Raw genomic sequence first — 20,223 nt, forward strand, 5'->3', positions numbered from 1 at the left:
CTGATGTGGATAATATTCTAGAAGCTAAAGAAAAAATAAATAATCTACCTAAAGATACTGTTATTTATTTTAGTAAAACATTTAAGGATGATAAAGGTCAAGACATCTCTATTCAGAAAAGTACAGATTTTCTATTTAAAGATATTAACATACCTGTTTATTCTAAATACTACATACAACTTAACAGAGAAAGTGTTGGGGGAATGGTTACAAATGGTACTGATTTAGGAAAAGAAGTAGCTCAATTAGCTTTAAGAGTATTAGATGGTGAGAAACCCTCGGATATTCCTGTTACTGAAGATTCGGCTCATAAATATGTATTTAATTATAATAAGCTAAAACAATTTCATATTGACTTAAAAGCTTTACCTAAAGGGTCAGAGATAGTCAATCAACCTTCTAAATTTTATAATATATCTAAAACACAAGTTTTGTATTTAATAACTGGTATTATATTTATTATTATATTAGCACTAGCTTTTGTCATTGCGAATATATATAGACGTAAACTGGCAGAAAGATTATTATTTGATAGTGAGAGTGTGTTATATACAGTAATGGATTCTACTCCTAATATAATCTACTTTAAAAGTCCTGAGGGTAAGTTTCTTAAGGCAAATAATACATTTTTAAGTTTATTAAACATTGATGAAAAAGATTTTAAAAACAAAAATGTAGATGAGTTAACCAATTCATCAGTTGATGAAAAGTATGTACTAGAAAATTGGATGAATCAAGATGAAGAAGCATGGAACACAGGCACTATGTATAGAAGTGAAGAAGTTATACCAGATAAAAAAGAGAATATTGATAGATTTTATGATACATTAAGAATACCTTTATTTAATGATGATGGAACCCGTAGAGGATTAGTTTTATTTGGACTTGATATTACAGATCATAAGAACAATGAAGAAAATTCAAAGCTTATTCAAGAAATGATGCATTATGATAAGTTAAAAACTAATTTCTTCTCTAATATTTCTCATGAACTGAGAACACCATTAAATTTAATTTTTAGTGCTCTTCAAATTATAGAATTGAAAACTAGTGCATTTAACGAAGAACAGAAAAGTGTAGAAAAGTATATAAGTATAATGAGACAAAACTGCTATAGACTTCTTAGAATCATAGGTAATCTTATTGACATAACAAAAATTGATGCTGGACATTTTTTTACTCAGCTTTCGAATAAGGATATAGTAAATGTAGTAGAAAATATTGTATTATCAGTTGTTGATTATGTTGAAAGTAAAGGTATTTCTATTACCTTTGATACAGAAATAGAAGAAAAAATTATGGCTTTTGATGCAGATGCCATGGAAAGAATCATACTTAATCTATTATCAAACTCTATAAAATTTACCCCTAGTGGTGGAAGTATAGAAGTTAATATATATGATAATACTAATAGTATAGTTATATCTGTTAAAGATACTGGAGTAGGAATACCTGTTGAGAAGCAACCTTCAATATTTGAAAAATTCGTTCAAGTGGACAAGTCTTTATCTAGAAATAGAGAAGGAAGTGGAATAGGTCTTTCATTAGTTAAGGAATTAGTAGTAATCCATAATGGAACTATTGAATTAGAAAGTATTCCAGGTAAAGGAAGCGAGTTTAGAATAGAGATTCCTGTAACATTGGTACATGACGATGAGAACTCTACTGAGTTTAACATCTATACAAGTGAAAATAAGGTAGAAAGAATTAAAATAGAGTTTTCTGATATATATAATTAGGAAAGTGAAGATATCATATTGCTAAGTTTATTATTTTTTAATATTTTTTAAAAGTGACTTAAAAGCTATGAGGTATATCCTAACTTGGAATATACCTCATTAAGTTTTACTTAAGTATAATTTTAAACAATCGGTAACTCCGCCTAATTATGTTTAAAAAAAACTCAGGGATAGTAGGATGAGATTTATAAAAAAACGGAAGATATATTTTGTAATATGCCTTCTTAAAGTCCTCCCATAGAGAACAATTTTCTATCTTAGTAAAATCGGAAATATCAACAACTACACCTCTGCCTTTAACTATCATTACATTCTTAGCATGTACATCATGAGGATGTAATCCTAAACTTCTTGCATATTTAAGAGCTTCATCGATATCATTAATAACCTGTTCTGGAATCTGTATACCTTTATTGATGCAGGAGTATAATGTTTCCCCTTTAAATCTTTTAAGTATTAAGTAGTTTTCAGTGTGATAGAAGCATTCAGAAAAGGATGGATGCTTTTTTATTATGTTGTATACTTCAACTTCTTCCTTAATACCTGGTCTTCCTGGTGCATATAGCTTCACAACATACTCTGGAAAATCAGGATGGGTTAGTCCAGCAGCATAATTGCCAACTCCAAGCAGTATCCATGGTTTGGGTATATGATTTACGATGATTGGATTAAAGGGGTTTACACTTTCTATATCTATATTAGGTAAAAGGTTATTATCTATATAATCAATTAGATTAGTTATATCATTCATACTAGCATCTCCTATTTTCCATTAACGTAGCTATTTTTATTATACGTATTTGCATATTAAAATGAAATACTTAGAAAGTGAAAGGATGAAGAAACTACTATATAATATTTAGTGAAAATCTAAATATTAATATTGACAACCTTTACAGTCCATGGTATTATTAATTCATGGAAATTGAATAACGTTTTAATAGGATTGTGACTGGTTAAGCAGGCAAGACCTAGATTAATATGAAATTTACTTATAAATTATTTATAAGTGTTTGATATTAGTTTGGGTTTTTTTGTTATATAATTTTAAAGCTCTATTAATTACTAACAATAAAATATAATATTATTTACTATATATACAAAATATAATTGTTTTAAGATGGTGATTAAGATGAAGATAAAAAGGGTATTAAATAATAATGCTGTTACTGTAATGAACAACAATAATGAGGAAATAGTAGTAATGGGACTAGGCATAGCTTTTAAAAAAAAATCTGGGGATGAGCTAGAGGATGAAAAAATTGAAAGGATCTTTACTTTAGAGAACAAGGAAATATCTGAAAAATTAAAAGAGCTTATCAGTGAAATTCCTATAAAATATGTAGAAGTTTCTGAAGAAATAATAAAGTATGCAGAAGGGCATATAAAAAAAAGTTAAATCAAAATATATATTTAACACTTACAGATCATATTGATTTTGCTTTGACTAGATATAAGCAAGGGTTAAATGTAAAAAATCCATTGCTTTGGGAGATAAAAAGATTTTATAAAGAAGAATATTCTATTGGAATACAAGCTATAGAGATAATAAAAGATAGACTTGGAGTTAATTTACAAGAAGACGAGGCAGCATCTATTGCATTACATATAGTAAATGCACAATTAAATAGTGATATGCCTAATGTTGTAAATATGACAAAGATTATTCAAGAAATACTTAGTATAATTAGATATTACTTCAGAATAGAATTTGATGAAGAATCTTTAACTTATCACAGATTAGTAACTCATTTAAAGTTTTTTGCTCAAAGAATGTTAAATAACAAGCTATCTAGAAGTAATGATGATTATTTATATCATATAGTAAAGAAAAAGCATGTTGATGCATATAAGTGTGCAGAAAAAATAAAAACTCATATAAAGAAGTCTTATGACTTTACAATAACAAATGAAGAAATGACCTATTTAATTATTCATATTCAAAGGGTTGTTAGTAGAGAGTCAGAGAAATAAAAAATTAATATTGAGCACGTAAATAATTAAGGATTGTGACTGGTTTGGCAGGCAAGACCTAAATTGTTTACTAAGCACTTCAGTAATGAGGTTATTAACTTTTAATTAAATTAAAAGTTAATAGAATACCTTATGGAGTGTTTAGTTTACAGTTTAGGTCTTTATTTTATAAATTTTCTTAAAAGTTAAAAGATATTTCAAATCATAGCTTTTTATGCGGGTTTGATCAATTTATTAAATTAGTAAAAGATTAAAGTTGAAAATTTTAACAAAAAATATCTAAGTAGGAGGAACTAATATTATGAATTATCAAAAATTAGCCAGTGACATTTTAAAAAATATTGGTGGGGAAACAAACGTAGCGAATTTAACACACTGCGCAACAAGATTAAGATTTAGTGTTAAAGACAAATCAAAAGTCAATGAAGAAGCAGTAAAGAAAACTAAAGGAGTTATGGGGGCTGTTTACAAAGGTGGACAATTCCAAGTAATTATAGGAACTGATGTATCAAGTGCATATAACGAATTATTAAAACAAGGAAATTTCAAAAAGGCTGCATCAACTGATAATGAAGAAAAGAAAACGATTGTAGCTACAATACTTGATACAATAGCGGGTATATTTACTCCAATATTAGCACCAATAACTGGTGCTGGTATGCTAAAGGCTGTATTAGTACTGTTAACAACAGCTAATATACTATCAACAGAAAGTCAGTCATACTATATTTTAAATTTTATTTCTGATGCAGCATTCTTTTTCTTGCCAATAATATTAGCATATACATCAGCAATTAAATTTGATTGTAATCCGTATATGGCGATGTCAATAGGTGGAGTATTGTTGCATCCTAATTTTTCTGCGTTAGTATCTGCTGGAAAGCCAGTTAGTTTCTTAGGTTTACCAGTTACATTAGCAACATATTCATCCTCTGTTATTCCTATTATTTTAGTAGTTTGGTTAATGTCATATGTTGAAAAGTTTGCTGATAAGATTTCACCAAAACCAATTAAGTTTTTCTCAAAACCTCTTATTACATTATTAGTTGTAGCTCCAGTAGCATTAATAGCAATAGGACCTCTTGGTACAATTATCGGTAACTTTATAGCTAGTGGGGTAAACTATATAAACGATAAAGCAGGATGGTTAGTGATATTTGTAATGGGGGCATTTTCACCATTATTAGTTATGACTGGAATGCACTACAGTTTAGTTCCAATTACAATGACTTCACTTGCAACTGTTGGATTTGATACTGTACTGATACCTGGAATGTTAGCAGCAAACGTTGCGCAAGGAGGAGCTGCTCTATGTGTAGCATTAAAAACTAAAAATAAAGATTTAAAACAATTAGCAGGTTCATCAGGTGTTACAGCTGTATTAGGTATCACAGAACCAGCTATGTATGGTGTAAATCTAAAACTAAAGAAACCATTTATTGCAGTTATGATTGGTGGAGCAGTAGGAGGACTATACGGTGGAATAATGGGTTTAAAGGCTTATGCAATGGTTTCACCTGGTCTTGCAGCAATACCTGCTTTCATCGGACCTGGAAATAACTTTATTAATGCAGTTGTCGTTTGTGTTATTTCCTTTGTAGGTGCTTTTATAGCAGCTTGGTTCTTAGGATTTGAAGAACCTGTTGATGAAGAGAGTATAGATGAGGAAGCAGATAATATTACTGATGAAGAAGTAGCAATTTCAAATGAAGTAGAAAATAAAACTCTTAACAATGAAGAAATTTACAGTCCGTTAGCAGGAAAGGTAAGAAAACTTAGTGAAGTGAATGATCCAACTTTTGCAGAAGAAATTATGGGGAAGGGTATAGCTATCGAACCTGACAATGGACGTTTAGTTTCACCAGTTAACGGTGTAGTGGCATCTATTTTTAATACTAAGCATGCTTTAGCAGTTATGAGCGATAGTGGCTCTGAGCTTTTAATCCATATCGGTATTGATACAGTTAAGCTTGGGGGAAAATATTTTACTTCCCATGTTAAGCAAGGGGATAGAGTTAGTGTTGGTGATTTATTAGTGGAATTTGATATTGAAGCAATCAAAAAAGAAGGCTTTGATACTATAACTCCTGTAATAATTACAAATACTGATAGTTATTCAAAGATTAAAGAAAGTGATAAAAAAGAAATAAAAAGAAAAGATTCATTACTTAAGCTTATAGTGTAGTAGTATGAAGTTTATAAAGTTCAAGAAGTATTAAATGTAAGAGTGAACCTTACCTAGTGTTTGTTGAATCAATCCAAAAAATAGTGAACTTATGCTGTATTTGTTGGATTGGGGATGTTAGCAGAAGTTAATTGTTAGATAGACTAAAATGAGGAGGATATTATTATGAACAAATTAGAAAGAAAATTCCCAGAAGGTTTCTTATGGGGTGGAGCAGTTGCAGCTAATCAATGTGAAGGTGCTTATAATGAGGACGGTAAAGGATTATCCACACAAGATGTTGCGCCAAAGGGTGTTGTGGGTCCAATCACAGAGGAACCTACAGAGGACAACATGAAACTTATCGGTATTGACTTTTATCATCGTTACAAAGAAGATATTAAGTTATTTGCTGAAATGGGATTTAAGGTTTTCCGTACTTCTATAGCCTGGTCAAGAATTTATCCTAATGGTGATGATGCACAGCCAAATGAAAAAGGTCTGCAATTTTATGATGATTTATTTGATGAATGTTTGAAATATGGCATTGAACCACTTGTTACTATTTCACATTATGAGACACCACTTGCTTTGTCTAAGAATTATGATGGTTGGGTTAATCGTAAGCTCGTTGGATTTTATGAGAATTATGTAAGAACAATTTTTAATAGATATAAGGATAAAGTTAAATACTGGTTGACCTTCAATGAAATTAATTCTGTCATCCATGCTCCATTTTTGAGTGGTGGTATTTATACACCAAAAGAAAAACTTTCAAAACAAGACTTATATCAGGCTATCCATCATGAGTTTGTAGCAAGTGCATTAGCTGTAAAAATAGGGCATGAACTTATGCCAAAGGCAAAGATAGGCTGCATGATTCTTGGAACACCAACTTACCCGCTTACTCCTAATCCCGATGATATCATTGCAACAATGCAAATGGAACGTAATATATTTTTCTTTTCAGATGTTCATGCGAGAGGCTACTATCCAAATTATATGAAGAGATTTTTTAAGGAAAATGATATTCAAATTAAATTTGAACCGGGAGATGAAGAAATCCTTAAAAATACAGTTGATTTTATTTCCTTCAGCTATTATGTAAGCATATGTGAAACAGCTGATACTGAAAAGAAAGTAACTGGAAAAGGCAACCTTTTTGGCGGTGTTCCCAATCCATATCTTAAGGAGTCAGAATGGGGCTGGCAAATCGATCCTAAAGGCTTACGCTTTATCTTAAATCAATTCTATGACCGCTATCAAAAGCCGTTGTTTATCGTTGAAAATGGTTTAGGTGCAGTTGATGAGTTGATAGAAGATGAAAAAGGAAATAAGACTGTAAATGATGACTACAGAATTAAATATCTAAATGATCATTTAGTTCAAGCAGCTGAAGCAATAGAAGACGGTGTAGAAGTAATGGGATATACAACTTGGGGCTGTATTGATCTTGTAAGTGCATCTACAGCAGAGTTGAAAAAGCGTTATGGTTTCATATATGTTGATCGTAACGACGATGGAACTGGTACTTTGGAAAGATATAAAAAGAAGAGCTTCTATTGGTATAAGAATGTTATTGAAACTAATGGAGAAAATCTTGAATAATAAGAATAGTTAGAGAGATTGAAGTTGTTTATCTTTATATAAATATTTATAAATAGGATAAAATCTGAAGAAGCAGTAAATTTTTACTGCTTCTTCAGATTAGTTACAAGAGGCCGTTGGAGACGGCCTCATATTTTAACAAGCTCTCAAGTACATATAATAATCATGTAGTAGATTAACTACAGAACAGTAGGGGATTTAAAAGATAAAAGTATGAATGTATTATCAATTAGTAATAGTTTTAAAGCATAAGTTACAGTTATTTGGATAAATTTGATATACTTATTTGTGGTGTTAAGACATTCTTTACCTTTTCAACAATTATATCTTCGTCTATAGTAAATGAAGCCGTTCCTTTAATGTTTTCAGATGAAGCTCCTATCTTTACTTCGTATGTACCTTTTTCTACTACCCATGCAGATAGAGTTTCATCAAAAGATGCCATATCTTTTATATCAAGCTCAAATTTAAGAATTTCTTTTTCATCTGGCTGAAGGTCCTTTGTTTTTCTAAAAGCCTTTAATTCTAATTTTAGTTTTTTAAGTTTTCCTTTTGGTGCAGAGATATAACCTTGCACTGCTTCTTTTCCTGCTACTTTACCGGTATTTTTAACTGTTGTAAGTATTGTAATCTTATTTTTATCTACATTATCTTTTTTTAATATTACATCACTATACTCAAATGTTGTATAGGATAGACCGTACCCAAATTCATAAGCTGGTTTTATATTGAAGGTTGTATTGTAGCGGTATCCTACATATATATCTTCTGCATACACTACTTTTGTTGGATTTTGTGGAGGAGTACCTGGAAAATTAGCTGCTGAAGATACATTACTGTAGGTCATCGGAAATGTTGTTGCTAGTTTTCCCGATGGATTAACAGCCCCAGATAATATATCAGCAATTGCATAACCTGCTTCTTGACCAGGCTGCCATGCTAATAAAATCCCATCTACTTTATCTCTCCAGCTGGCTACTTCAATAGGACCTCCAATGTTAAGAATTACAGCTACTTTCTTGCCAGCAGCATGATATCTATTTGAAATCTCTGAGATTATATTTTGCTCTAAATCTGTTAATAGAAAATCTCCTTTTTCATTTTTTCTATCTGCAAATTCTCCAGAAATTCTTCCAATAACAATTATACCTACATCAGTTCCGCTTACTGCTGTATTAATTTCAGATATTGTAATTGGTCTTTCTGGAATTGGAGGTATTACTTTTCCTAATAGGCTAACGTAAGGTTTATACTGTTCTTTTTCTCTTAATTGTGATATATAGGCAGAATAGTTGTTTAACAATCCTTGGTGTAACTTAAATCCTGTAGCTTGTAATCCATCTGCAATAGATATTATATGTCCTGAATTTACGTCACCGCTTCCAGTTCCACCTTTAATAGTTTCTATTTGAGTATTACCAAACAATCCTATTGAAGCACCTTTATTTAATGGTAAAGTAAATCCATCGTTCTTTAGAAGTACCATACCCTCTGTAGCTACCTGACGTGATATTTGTGCGTTTTTTGCAAGATCAGGTTTGTTTGAATACTTATAACCATTGAAGGTTGGTGTCTTAACTATAATTCTAAGAATGTTTCTTATATTTCTGTCCAGTACTTTTTCATCAAGTGTACCATTTTTAACAGCAGTTATAATTATATTTGGTTGTTCTATTACATTAGAAGTAAGAGTTCCACCGGGCATTATCAGGTCATTTTGAGCCTTCATTTGAGTAACAGGAACAGGGGCTTTTTCAAAAATCCACCAATCTGTCATAACAAAACCCTTAAATCCCCACTCACCTCTTAATATATCAGTTAACAGCCCTTTACTTTCAGATGTATAAGTTCCATTGATTTTATTATAGGAACTCATTACTGACCAGGGCTGTGCCTTTTTAACCGCAAATTCAAAGCCTTTGAGGTAGATTTCTCTTAATGCTCTTTGGGAAACTATCGTATCAATGAAGATTCTGTTTGTTTCCTGGTTATTTGCAGCAAAATGCTTAATCGCTGCTCCCACACCATTTGATTGAACTCCATCAACCACAGCTGTAGTCATCTCACCTGATACTAATGGATCTTCTGAATAATATTCGAAGTTTCGTCCTCCTAATGGATTTCTTTGAATATTTAATGCAGGGGTCAGTAGTATATCTATGCCATATTCTTTTACTTCCTGTCCCATTGCATTGCCTACTGTTTTTGCAGATGTTGTATTCCATGTAGATGCAATTAAAGTAGAAATCGGGAATGCAGTAGCATAATATTTGTTTGGATCACCTGGTCGTGTGGGAATGATTCTAACTCCTGCAGGACCATCTACAACTATTATTGATGGTATTCCTAAACGGGGAATAGCATAAGTGGCTCCTGCAGCACCAGGTACTCGGGAAACATCCATACCAGTTCCAACAACGAAATGAGCTTTTTCTTCTAATGTCATTGCTGAAATTACTGAATCAATTGAGGCTTCATCCACTAATTTTGGAGTTTCAGCTGAGTTTTTTTTTGCTGCATATGATATTGTAGATGAGGAAAATATCATAGTAGATACTAAAACAAGAGGTAAAATCAACTTAAGTTTTTTCATAAGTAGTTCTCCTTGAATATAAGATAATTAATAAAATATTGCTTAAGTGTTAATATTTTTTCTTAGATTTATTTTAGCTATACCTAAGATTTAATCATCTAATATGAAATAATTTTAATTAGATTGAGTATATTTTATTGCAGCTTCTTTTATTGCTATTGAAAGTATATATAAAGTAATATATTTATTTTTAGTATTAAAATTAAAAGGTATATTAAAAGTTTTGTATAATAATATCAGTATGATTAAGGGGGATTTTTATATGAATGATAATATTGTATACGATGGTTGGCTTAGAGTGTATAAGCGAAAAGTTAAGAATAAAACATATGATATACTTAGTGATTATGATGCCGTATCAGCAATAGTAGTAAATGAGTATAATGATATTTTGCTGGTAAAACAGTTTAGGCCTGCACTTATGGAAGAAACAGTTGAAATCCCTGCAGGAACAATTGATAAAAAAGATGAAAGCACTAGTGTATGTATTACTAGGGAACTTAAGGAAGAAACAGGTGTTAATATTAAGCCTGAAGATTTAAAGCTTGTAGGTTCTTATAAACCAATGGTAGGTTTTAGTAACAGCCTGATGAAAGTTTATTTTGTGAAAATTCTTAAAAGTGACTTGAAATTTAGTAAGGTAAAAGATGAAGATGTTTATGAAGTATTTTGGATGAGTTTTAACGAATTAGAACAAAAAATTTCTGAAGGAAAAATACTAGATATAAAAACAATTTTTGCATACTACTACATTAAAACACATTTATGATAATAATACTCGCTATAGTAACTTTATTTATTATTATGGTTAAGCTTTTGATAATTCGAACGGTTTAAAAATGTATATTGAGTTATAGATTAAGACTGCAAGAGAAGCAGATTCATAGGTGGAAACATAGTTAACAAAATGGTAGAAAATTATAAACAAGAGTTAAAATAAAATATTAACAAGAAGCTCTAGAGTTATTCTAGGGTTTCTTTATTGTGTAGGAAAGTATAGAATTTTTAATGCATTTTATAGTGCTTAAAGCATGAAATCACTAGGGGTAAGTAGATCTGTAAAAAATATCAAGTGGTTATAAACTAATTTCTGAAGAAATCAGGGTGAAGTCACCTTTCTCCTAGGTGGAATTAGTTGTCAGGTAACAAATAATGTAAGAAGAAATTATTTGTATCTTGCGAATATTTGAAAAAAAATTAAATATATTGACTTTATTAATTTATCGAAGTAGAGTATTAAGAGTATAAATTATAAGTAAGTGAGGGATGAAAAAGTGAACAAAATATTAAGAAGTATAATAGCAGTTGGGATTATTACAGTAACAGCATTTGGAGTAGTAGGCTGTAGCAAAAAAACAAATGATGTAACGTCAAAGGAAAAGCTTGTACTTGGCTTTGATGATACTTTTGTTCCTATGGGTTTTAAGGATGATAAAGGAGAGATAGTAGGCTTTGATATAGACCTCGCAAAGGAAGTATCAAAAAGAATAGATAAGGAAATAACTTTTCAGTCTATTGATTGGTCAATGAAGGAATCAGAACTTAATTCTGGGAAAATAGATCTTATATGGAATGGTTACACCATAACTAAAGAAAGAGAAGAAAAAGTAAACTTTACAAGACCATACTTGGATAATAGACAAGTTATTATAACTTTAGCAGATTCAAAAATAAATAGTAAAGCTGATTTAAAAGGCATGAAGATTGGAGCTCAAAATCAATCTAGTGCAGTAGATGCAATAAATAAGGAAGCTGAGCTTCTAAAAAGTTTTAAGGATGGGAAGGTTTATACCTTTGAAACAAATAATGAAGCATTAATGGATTTAGAAGCAAAAAGAATAGATGCTGTTGTAGCTGATGAAATTTTGGCAAGATACTATATAAGCAAAAAAGGCGCAGATAAATATAAGATATTAAAAGATGATTTTGGAAGTGAAGCTTATGGCGTTGGTGTAAGAAAATCCGACAAAGATTTACTAGAAAAGATTAATAAAGCCTTTGATGATATGAAAAAAGATGGTACTGCTAAGGAAATTTCTGAAAATTGGTTTGGACAAGACATATTTAAATAGAGGTGCATTTCTATGAATAATTTAATTAACCTATTACCACAAGTGTTTGAAGGACTAAAGGTTACTCTGCAAATATTTATATTAACACTTGTTCTTTCAATATCACTTGGAATAGTAGTTGCACTGGGACGATTATCTAAAAATAAAATATTAAACAAGATAACAGGTTTTTATATTTTAATTATGAGAGGAACGCCTCTGCTTCTACAAATTGTATTTATATTTTTTGGATTGCCTAGTGTAGGTATAATTTTTGATAGATTTCCAGCTGCTATATTAGCCTTTACACTTAATTATGCAGCTTATTTTGCAGAAATATTTAGAGCTGGAATAGCCTCAATAGAGGAAGGACAATACGAAGGAGCTAAAGTGCTAGGTTTTCCTCAGAAGTATATATTTTTTAAAATAGTTCTTCCACAAGCTACTAAAAGAATACTTCCAGCAGTAGCGAATGAGATTATTACTCTTGTGAAGGATACTGCATTAGTATATGTAGTTGGATTAGACGAACTTTTGAAAATTGGTAAAATAGCATCAAATAGAGAGGCCTCTCTAGTGCCACTTCTAATAGTAGGGGGAATATATTTACTCTTAATTGCAATATTAAGTGAACTTTTTAAGAAGCTAGAAAAAAAATATAGCTATTATCAATAGGGAGAAGATATTATGCTTAAAGTAGAAGGATTAGAAAAAAAATTTGGTAAAAATACAGTTTTAAAGGGTGTAAATCTTGAAATTAAAGAAGGAGAAATTACTGTTATAGTAGGTCCTTCTGGTGGTGGAAAGACAACCTTGCTTAGATGCATAAGTGGCTTAACTCAACCTGATAATGGCTCCATCATAATAAATAATAAGTATTTATATAAAGATGGCAAAATAGCACAAAAAAAGGATGAGCTAGAAATAAGAAAAGATGTAGGATTAGTGTTTCAAAACTTTAATTTATTTCCACATATGAGTGTTTTAGAAAATATTACAGAAGCACCAAGAGTGGTATTAGGCATGGACATTGAAGAAGCTAAAAATAAAGCTAAAGAGATATTAGGTTTTTTAGGACTTGAAAATAAACAAACTAGTTACCCATTTGAGCTTTCAGGAGGACAAAAACAGAGAGTTGCAATAGGAAGAGCTCTTGCAATGGAGCCTAAGCTTATATGCTTTGATGAGCCAACCTCTGCCTTAGATCCAAGTATGACTGGAGAGGTAGCAAATCTTATAAAAAAATTAAGTCTTGAAAAGTCTATGACAGTCTTAATTATTACTCATGATATGGCTTTTGCCACTATGGTAGCCCATAGAATTTTGTCTATGAACAATGGAATATTAAAGGAAGAACATATGTATATGTAATTAAAGTTATCGAACGTAGTGTTTTTATGAAAATTAATTAGATCACTTGAACCTAAAATTCCTTAAAAACAGGAAGAATAGAGATTCACTTTAATCAAAAAGTACAGAAATATTTTATAAATAAGAAAGAAGGAGAACCTCCCATCATGTGGAGATTTTCCTTCTTTTTTGGATTTCCTTAAATAAAGTGGAATATTTAAAAAATATAATTCCTATAAATAAAGTAGAAAATGATAAGGAGTAGAAATATGTTAAGAAAAAAATTTATTTATCTACACTAATAGTTATAGTTTCTACCAGTATATTTTTTACTGGATGTAGTGGAAAAGATGTTACCTCAACAGAACCACAAAAAACTATAGAAAGTACAAATCCACCTTTAGATAACGTTGAAATTAAACCGGAGTCTGATGGTTCACAACCTGAAGAAGAAGTGAGTATTGTAGGAAAAAATATAATCCTTCGTCAAATAAATGGAGATTATATAGGAATAACTATACAAAATGCAGATGGGACTGGTAAGGCAAATGAAATTGATAATCTAGGGGTAAAGTATTATAACAGTCAAGCAGGAAATTATTTAATATTTTCAACTACAGATAGCAATATTAAACAGCCTTATATGGGCAAGCTTATAAGTTATAATGTGGCAACTGGAGAGAAAAAAATATTATCAGAGGTATCTTTTCCTGTAGAGACACAAAGAAGTTCAAATATTATTGCAGTGGATTCTCATGTTTATTTTATTAAAAATCATAGTTTAATTATTTATGATCTTACTACAAATAATCCAAGTATTTATTCATCAACTGTTAAAATATCAGACATAGATTCATTAGTTGGATGCGATAAGGAATCTAAGCAATTATTTTATTTAAATGAAAATAATGAATTGTATGCTACTGATTTAAAATCAACTTATAAAATTAAAGAGTTAGTAATTGATAATAAAAATATAGAATTAAGTAAACTTAAGTGGTTTAAATACTATAATGGTAAATTTTGTTGTTCTAGTGAATGTGTAAATTCAAAGCTTAATCAGGAATATGGAATTGTCAACTTAGCCCAAGGCGTTGTAGCCTTTAATTACGATAGTAAAAAGCGTTCTCTCATTGGGCAGGAAGAAATGGTATATCAAAATACACCTATATTTGATTTTCAAGTATCAGACAATTATATATATTATTCTGATAGTACTAAACATCTTAATAGAGTATCTAATAAGGGTGCTGTTTCTAATCCACCAACACTTACAATCGATAATTTTGCAGATTATATGTATATTGTAAGTGTAAATGATAATTCTATATCATATATTAAAGATCAGAAAGGATTATTTATGGCAGTAGATTTGGATAAACTAAAAAATAACGAAGCACCTAATATCATACAATTAGGTAGTAATGTTATTAATTCTATATACATGGAAATTCATTAATTTTAGAAATTCCTTGTTTGTAACTATTGCATATAGTATAAAGATTATTTTAAAGAATAAGACACATGAGTACCGTTAGACTATGTTTTCCTCACAATGAAAACAAAACCTAAAATACAACTAGTTTCCTAGATTAATAATCTTAAATTTATATAAACTATAAATGCAGGCTAATTTAAATAAATACACATAGGAGGAATTAATTATGGCAAACAATAATAACAGAGTATTAGTTCCAGAAGCAAAAGCAGGTTTAAATCAATTTAAAATGGAATCAGCTAGAGAAGTAGGCGTAAATCTTAAAGATGGATACAATGGAGACTTAACTGCAAGGCAAGCTGGATCCATAGGTGGAAATATGGTTAAGAAAATGGTAGAAAGTTATGAACAAGGCTTAAAATAAAATATTAACAAAGAAAGCTCTAGAGTTAATCTAGAGCTTTTTTTTGCTTAGGAAAATAATTATTAATCAACAAATTAGTTTAGAAACAAAAAATAGTTATTGAGGTGGGAGTTAGCTTATTTGTATATATAGGTGAACTTATTAATTACTAAATTGTCAACAGCATTAATATTTTATGCAGTAAACAAATAAATATTCTAAAAATTTTTAAATTAACTGTAGATTTTTAAGTAGGATTATAAATAAATAATTCTGTAAGTTTAATATTTGGTATAATTATAATCTATACTTATAAAAGGAGGTTGACAGTATGGAAAAGTTTATTTTAGATATTATTAAAATTAGTTTTATTCAGGTAGTATATGCTTTAGGTATTATTGTTATATGTGGTTTTCTTTTAGAGATAATTGAAAGAAAATCAAACGAATTTATGCAGAAGTCTTTTGGGTGGAAAGGAATCTTAGTTACAGCTTTAATTGGTGCTCCTGTTCATGAATTAGGCCATGCAATTATGTGTCTAGTATTTAGACATAAAATCAACGAGATAAAACTTATAAGACCGTTAGCCAGTAAGCAGGATGGAATTATGGGTTTTGTTAGTCACAGCTATAATCCTAAAAGTTTGTATCAAAAAATAGGCAATTTTTTTATAGGTATAGGTCCAATAATTTTTGGCTCCGGTGTAATGCTCTTATCAATGAAGTTTTTAATGAACCAAATGTACAACAATTTTTATAGTTTTGCACTAGAGCAGCATAAAAGCATAACAGGTTTTAATACATCATTTTTTATTATCTTAAAGAATATATTTATACAACTGCTTCATGGCATATTTAATTATGGTAATTTATTATCTTTAAATTTCTGGATATTTATACTTATTATAATATCTATATCATCACATATGGCTTTGAGTGCTGCTGATATTAAAGAGTCAGCAAGAGGTATAGTATTTATTTATATTGTTTCTTTGTTTTTAAGTTTAATTTTTAAAATAACTAATGTTGATATAAATTATATTTATTCTAAAATATTGTTTTTTAATGTATTTTTGTCTATTTTTCTTTTTACAGCTTTAAGTTTTTCTATTATAGTACTAGTTATAAATATGATTATCTATTTTGTTAAAAATTTGTGTTTGCAATGTAGTTTAGAATTATAAGACAATCCTTTTTGTGTACCCTAAATATTAAAACTAACTAAAAACTCATCAATATGCTCAGTTTTTAGTTAGTTTTCTTTCTGTGAAGTGGCAGCAAATAGCTTTTTATATCTATGATAGATAATAATTTTTATAAGATAAGAATCTTAGAGATATTATAATTTTTTATTGAAAATTTAAAGATCTAGCACACTGATATAGTAAATATTCAAATGATACAAATTTAAATGCAGTAGAAGATAAAAGAGTTTCCAATACTTTATATAATTATCAATTTGGAGAATTATAGTAATTATTAAATGGATATAAAAAAGCAGCAAGGGATTATATTAGAATAACTTAACAGGGATACTTTTATAAAATTTTCAAAAGATAAACATGGAGGTGATTTGATTGACTCAAAAGTTAGGAAAGAATAACAGGACTGGTGAGAAATCTTATTATAGAAATAAAAATAATAAGTCTGTAGCAAATCCAGTTAATACAGATGAAGATCAGATTACTAATAATAAACCAGTAAGAAGTTTACCAAAATAAAAAGGTTCAAAGAGTGATTTCATAGACTTTAATCTATTTAATTTTGTCTATGAAATCACTTCATCACCTATCTAATTTTATTATTAGAACACAATTTTGGTGTTGATTAAGAGTTTTTTCATAGTTTGCCATAAGAAAAACATAATCTTAACTACAATTAACTTCCAGAGTGATAAATTGATAGCGGTAAACATCTTAATAGAGTATCTAAAAACGAGCAGTTTTTAATCCACGAATACTTACAATATACATATAATTTTGTAAATTATATGTATATTGTAAGTGTAAATGATAATTCTATATCATATATTAAAGACCAGAAAGTATTATCTAGGTCAATAGATTTGAATAAACTAAAAAATAACGAAAAATTTAATATCATACAACTAGGCAGTGATGTTATTAATTCTATATACATGGAAATTCATTAATTTATGAACTACCACTACTTATAGACGTGGATGGAATAAGCGTTTAACATTGATATCATATGCAAATTCAAAAGCTTCTATATAAATTAATTATTGTAAATGGTATCTCATAAGTAAAGGAGATACCATTTACTAACTTTATGTATTTCTAATAATTTTTAAAATATTTATCTATTAATTCCTTAAATATTTTCAACTCAGATATAAAAGAATAAATGATTGCAATAACTAAAATGACTACGCCAAGAATTGATGATGACTTTAAAAGGTAAGGGATTATTAAAAAAATTATTCCTAATATTAACATTGGAATTGCGATATCTCTTCCTAGTTTACTTTTCTTATTAACTTTATCCAAAGTCTCTTTATCTAAAGTTGAAAGTGTAAATTTCTTTTTAATGCTAACTATAAAACTTAAAAAGAATGTGAATATACCTACTACTATAAAGACATAACCAATAATAACCATAAAGAACCTCCTTTTACTTAGTAGACCTTCTTGCTTATTAATAATCTATACGTTATAAGAATTATATGAATTGATATTAAAAATATTGTATAACAGAGAGCGAATATTTTTATATGTTTTTATTATTTAAAGTTCTTTAAATGAAACAATGTTTATATCTTTTATTTATTGTGAAGTCTGATTAAAATTGAGCGGGCTTGATGTCTAGTCAGTTTTATTTTTATTAGTGTATATTTTAAAGGAAATTTACCAAAGAAAAAGAATTAATTCCAGTATTAGAAGGCAAAATATAAGAAATGAATATTATTATAAGAATAAAGGAGGCGATCTAGTGATAAACGAGAATAGTGTAAGAGTTATTCCACTAGGAGGTCTTGGAGAAATTGGTAAGAATATAACTGCTATTGAATACAAAGATGAAATCATTGTTATAGACTGTGGCATAGCCTTCCCCGACGAGGAGATGTATGGTGTAGATTTAGTAATTCCTGATATAACTTACTTATTAGATAAAGTAGAGAATGTAAAAGGTATTTTTCTAACTCATGGGCATGAAGATCATATTGGAGCATTACCGTATATTTTAAAGCAATTAAATGTACCTGTTTACGGTACAAGATTAACATTAGGGATAGTTAAGAATAAATTGGAGGAACACAATATACTTTCAGACTGTGAGCTGCATAGTGTAGAACCTGGAGACATAGTACAAATAGAAAATATAAAGATTGAATTTATAAGAAATACTCATAGTATACCAGGCTCCTGCTGTATTGCTATTCATACACCAGTAGGTGTAATATTCCATACTGGTGATTTTAAGATAGACTATACACCTACTGATGGGGCAGTTATGGATCTAGAACGTATTTCAAGCTTGGGAAAAGAGGGAGTACTGATGCTAATGGCTGATAGTACTAATGCAGAACGCAGAGGTCATACAATTTCAGAAAAATCTATAGGAAAAACTTTAACTAAAATCCTTTCTAATGCTAAAGGAAGAGTTATTGTGGCAACCTTTGCCTCAAACATTCCAAGAATTCAGCAGATAGTGGATGCTTCTATTAAGAATGGAAGGAAGGTAACCTTTAGTGGAAGGAGCATGGAAAATATCTCACAGGTGGCGATGGAATTAGGAGAGCTTAATATACCGGAAGGACATATTATAAACGTAGATGAAATATCCAATTATCCTAATGAACAGATAACAATAATAACTACTGGCAGTCAGGGAGAACCTATGGCAGCCCTCGCTAGGATAGCATTTTCTACCCATAGAAAGATTAGAATTGAACCAAAGGACTTGTATATTATATCGGCATCTCCAATCCCTGGAAATGGAAAAATGATTTCTAGAGTGATTAACCAGTTGTTCAGAAAGGGTGTAGATGTAATCTATGAAGATTTAGAAGAAGTACACGTATCAGGTCACGCCTACCAAGAAGAGCTAAAATTAATTCATACATTAGTTCATCCTAAGTATTTTATGCCTGTTCATGGTGAATATAGGCACTTGAAACACCATGTTGACTTAGCGAAGAAGCTAGGTATGAACGAATCAAATATTTTTACATTAGAAACAGGTCAAGTTTTAGAATTATCAGATAGTGAAGCTAAGATATCTGGTAAAGTTCATACTGGTGCTGTATTTGTAGATGGACTTGGAGTAGGAGATGTAGGAAATGTAGTACTTAGAGATAGGAAGTACTTAGCTCAAGATGGTATGCTCACAATAGTTGTTACTATAGAAAAAGAATCTTATAGTATTATAGCAGGTCCAGATATAATCACCAGAGGATTTGTATATGTAAAAGAATCTGAGGAGTTGATTAATGAAGCAAAAGAAATTGTAAGAAAAGAATTAGATAGATGCTTAGAAAATAAAATTGTTGAATGGTATGTATTAAAAGCTAATATGAAGAAATCCATGGAAAGATTTTTATATGAAAAGACTAAAAGAAGACCAATTATTCTTCCTATTATTATGGAAGTTTAGTTCTAAAAAGACACGGTAATAAAATCTTTCTAAATAATAGTATGAATCCGTTTATAACTGTAAAATACATAGAGCTATAAAAATAATTTACAAGAAAATTAATAATCAATTAATTAGTAAATTACGAATAGTATAATTCGTTTCTACTAGCGAAACTCATCACCAGATTAAGTTTAAACTTAATCTGGTTTTTTAATATATATTTTTATCAGAATAACATAAGGAGAATTGTATTATAAGTATAATTAACTATAAACTTATATTTTTATTATTCAAGAAAAAATATT

Annotated in this window: 17 protein-coding genes; 14 read left to right on the plus strand and 3 right to left on the minus strand. The window is 29.6% G+C overall.

Features of this window, described 5'->3' with window-relative positions:
• A partial coding sequence (locus tag CPJCM30710_RS11960) for a PAS domain-containing sensor histidine kinase (protein ID WP_212904402.1) occupies positions 1-1,739 on the plus strand: 1,739 nt, incomplete at its 5' end.
• Positions 1,740-1,845: 106 nt separating this feature from the next.
• Here the strand turns inward: CPJCM30710_RS11960 and CPJCM30710_RS11965 are convergent.
• Positions 1,846-2,490 (minus strand): serine/threonine protein kinase, encoded by a 645-nt coding sequence (locus CPJCM30710_RS11965; protein ID WP_212904403.1) that lies wholly within the window; start codon positions 2,488-2,490, stop codon positions 1,846-1,848.
• A 381-nt stretch (positions 2,491-2,871) separates the two neighbouring features.
• Here CPJCM30710_RS11965 and CPJCM30710_RS17860 point away from each other — a divergent pair, with 381 nt between their 5' ends.
• From CPJCM30710_RS17860 to CPJCM30710_RS11980, 4 genes are all read left to right on the plus strand, one after another.
• Positions 2,872-3,138 carry a CAT RNA binding domain-containing protein gene (locus tag CPJCM30710_RS17860; RefSeq protein ID WP_246503526.1) on the plus strand — a complete coding sequence of 89 codons (267 nt, stop codon included), beginning with the start codon at positions 2,872-2,874 and terminating at the stop codon, positions 3,136-3,138.
• Between the two features lie 32 nt (positions 3,139-3,170).
• Entirely contained in the window at positions 3,171-3,713 is a 543-nt protein-coding gene (locus CPJCM30710_RS17865) for a PRD domain-containing protein (protein ID WP_246503531.1), read from the plus strand.
• Positions 3,714-4,014: 301 nt separating this feature from the next.
• Entirely contained in the window at positions 4,015-5,898 is a 1,884-nt protein-coding gene (locus CPJCM30710_RS11975; RefSeq protein WP_212904404.1) for a beta-glucoside-specific PTS transporter subunit IIABC, read from the plus strand.
• A gap of 165 nt (positions 5,899-6,063) precedes the next feature.
• Positions 6,064-7,485 (plus strand): glycoside hydrolase family 1 protein, encoded by a 1,422-nt coding sequence (locus CPJCM30710_RS11980; protein WP_212904405.1) that lies wholly within the window; start codon positions 6,064-6,066, stop codon positions 7,483-7,485.
• A gap of 259 nt (positions 7,486-7,744) precedes the next feature.
• On the opposite strand, the gene CPJCM30710_RS11985 is transcribed toward CPJCM30710_RS11980, so the two are convergent.
• Positions 7,745-10,078, minus strand: a complete 2,334-nt coding sequence (locus CPJCM30710_RS11985; RefSeq protein ID WP_246503527.1) for a beta-glucosidase — start codon at positions 10,076-10,078, stop codon at positions 7,745-7,747.
• A 262-nt stretch (positions 10,079-10,340) separates the two neighbouring features.
• Here CPJCM30710_RS11985 and CPJCM30710_RS11990 point away from each other — a divergent pair, with 262 nt between their 5' ends.
• The 8 genes from CPJCM30710_RS11990 to CPJCM30710_RS12025 all read left to right on the plus strand — a co-directional run bounded on the left by CPJCM30710_RS11990 (position 10,341) and on the right by CPJCM30710_RS12025 (position 17,040).
• Positions 10,341-10,847 (plus strand): NUDIX hydrolase, encoded by a 507-nt coding sequence (locus CPJCM30710_RS11990; RefSeq protein ID WP_212904406.1) that lies wholly within the window; start codon positions 10,341-10,343, stop codon positions 10,845-10,847.
• 505 nt (positions 10,848-11,352) lie between these two features.
• On the plus strand, positions 11,353-12,150 hold the full coding sequence (locus tag CPJCM30710_RS11995; RefSeq protein WP_407644990.1) for an amino acid ABC transporter substrate-binding protein: 798 nt from the start codon (positions 11,353-11,355) through the stop codon (positions 12,148-12,150).
• Positions 12,151-12,162: 12 nt separating this feature from the next.
• Positions 12,163-12,804 (plus strand): amino acid ABC transporter permease, encoded by a 642-nt coding sequence (locus CPJCM30710_RS12000; RefSeq protein ID WP_212904408.1) that lies wholly within the window; start codon positions 12,163-12,165, stop codon positions 12,802-12,804.
• Between the two features lie 12 nt (positions 12,805-12,816).
• Positions 12,817-13,500, plus strand: coding sequence for an amino acid ABC transporter ATP-binding protein (locus CPJCM30710_RS12005; protein ID WP_212904409.1), 684 nt, complete (start codon positions 12,817-12,819; stop codon positions 13,498-13,500).
• Positions 13,501-13,933: 433 nt separating this feature from the next.
• Positions 13,934-14,938 (plus strand): hypothetical protein, encoded by a 1,005-nt coding sequence (locus CPJCM30710_RS12010; RefSeq protein ID WP_212904410.1) that lies wholly within the window; start codon positions 13,934-13,936, stop codon positions 14,936-14,938.
• Positions 14,939-15,143: 205 nt separating this feature from the next.
• A complete protein-coding gene (locus CPJCM30710_RS12015; protein WP_212904411.1) occupies positions 15,144-15,341 on the plus strand; it encodes an alpha/beta-type small acid-soluble spore protein in 198 nt (65 codons plus the stop codon).
• A gap of 310 nt (positions 15,342-15,651) precedes the next feature.
• Positions 15,652-16,503, plus strand: coding sequence for a hypothetical protein (locus CPJCM30710_RS12020; RefSeq protein ID WP_212904412.1), 852 nt, complete (start codon positions 15,652-15,654; stop codon positions 16,501-16,503).
• Between the two features lie 393 nt (positions 16,504-16,896).
• A complete protein-coding gene (locus tag CPJCM30710_RS12025) occupies positions 16,897-17,040 on the plus strand; it encodes a hypothetical protein (protein WP_212904413.1) in 144 nt (47 codons plus the stop codon).
• Positions 17,041-17,619: 579 nt separating this feature from the next.
• Here CPJCM30710_RS12025 and CPJCM30710_RS12030 read toward each other — a convergent pair.
• Positions 17,620-17,940, minus strand: a complete 321-nt coding sequence (locus tag CPJCM30710_RS12030; RefSeq protein WP_212904414.1) for a hypothetical protein — start codon at positions 17,938-17,940, stop codon at positions 17,620-17,622.
• A 331-nt stretch (positions 17,941-18,271) separates the two neighbouring features.
• On the opposite strand from CPJCM30710_RS12030, the gene CPJCM30710_RS12035 reads away from it, so the two are divergent.
• Positions 18,272-19,936 (plus strand): ribonuclease J, encoded by a 1,665-nt coding sequence (locus CPJCM30710_RS12035; protein WP_212904415.1) that lies wholly within the window; start codon positions 18,272-18,274, stop codon positions 19,934-19,936.
• Positions 19,937-20,223: the final 287 nt, after the last annotated feature.

Origin of the sequence: Clostridium polyendosporum, assembly GCF_018332455.1 — a bacterium.
GTDB lineage: Bacteria > Bacillota > Clostridia > Clostridiales > Clostridiaceae > Clostridium_AY > Clostridium_AY polyendosporum.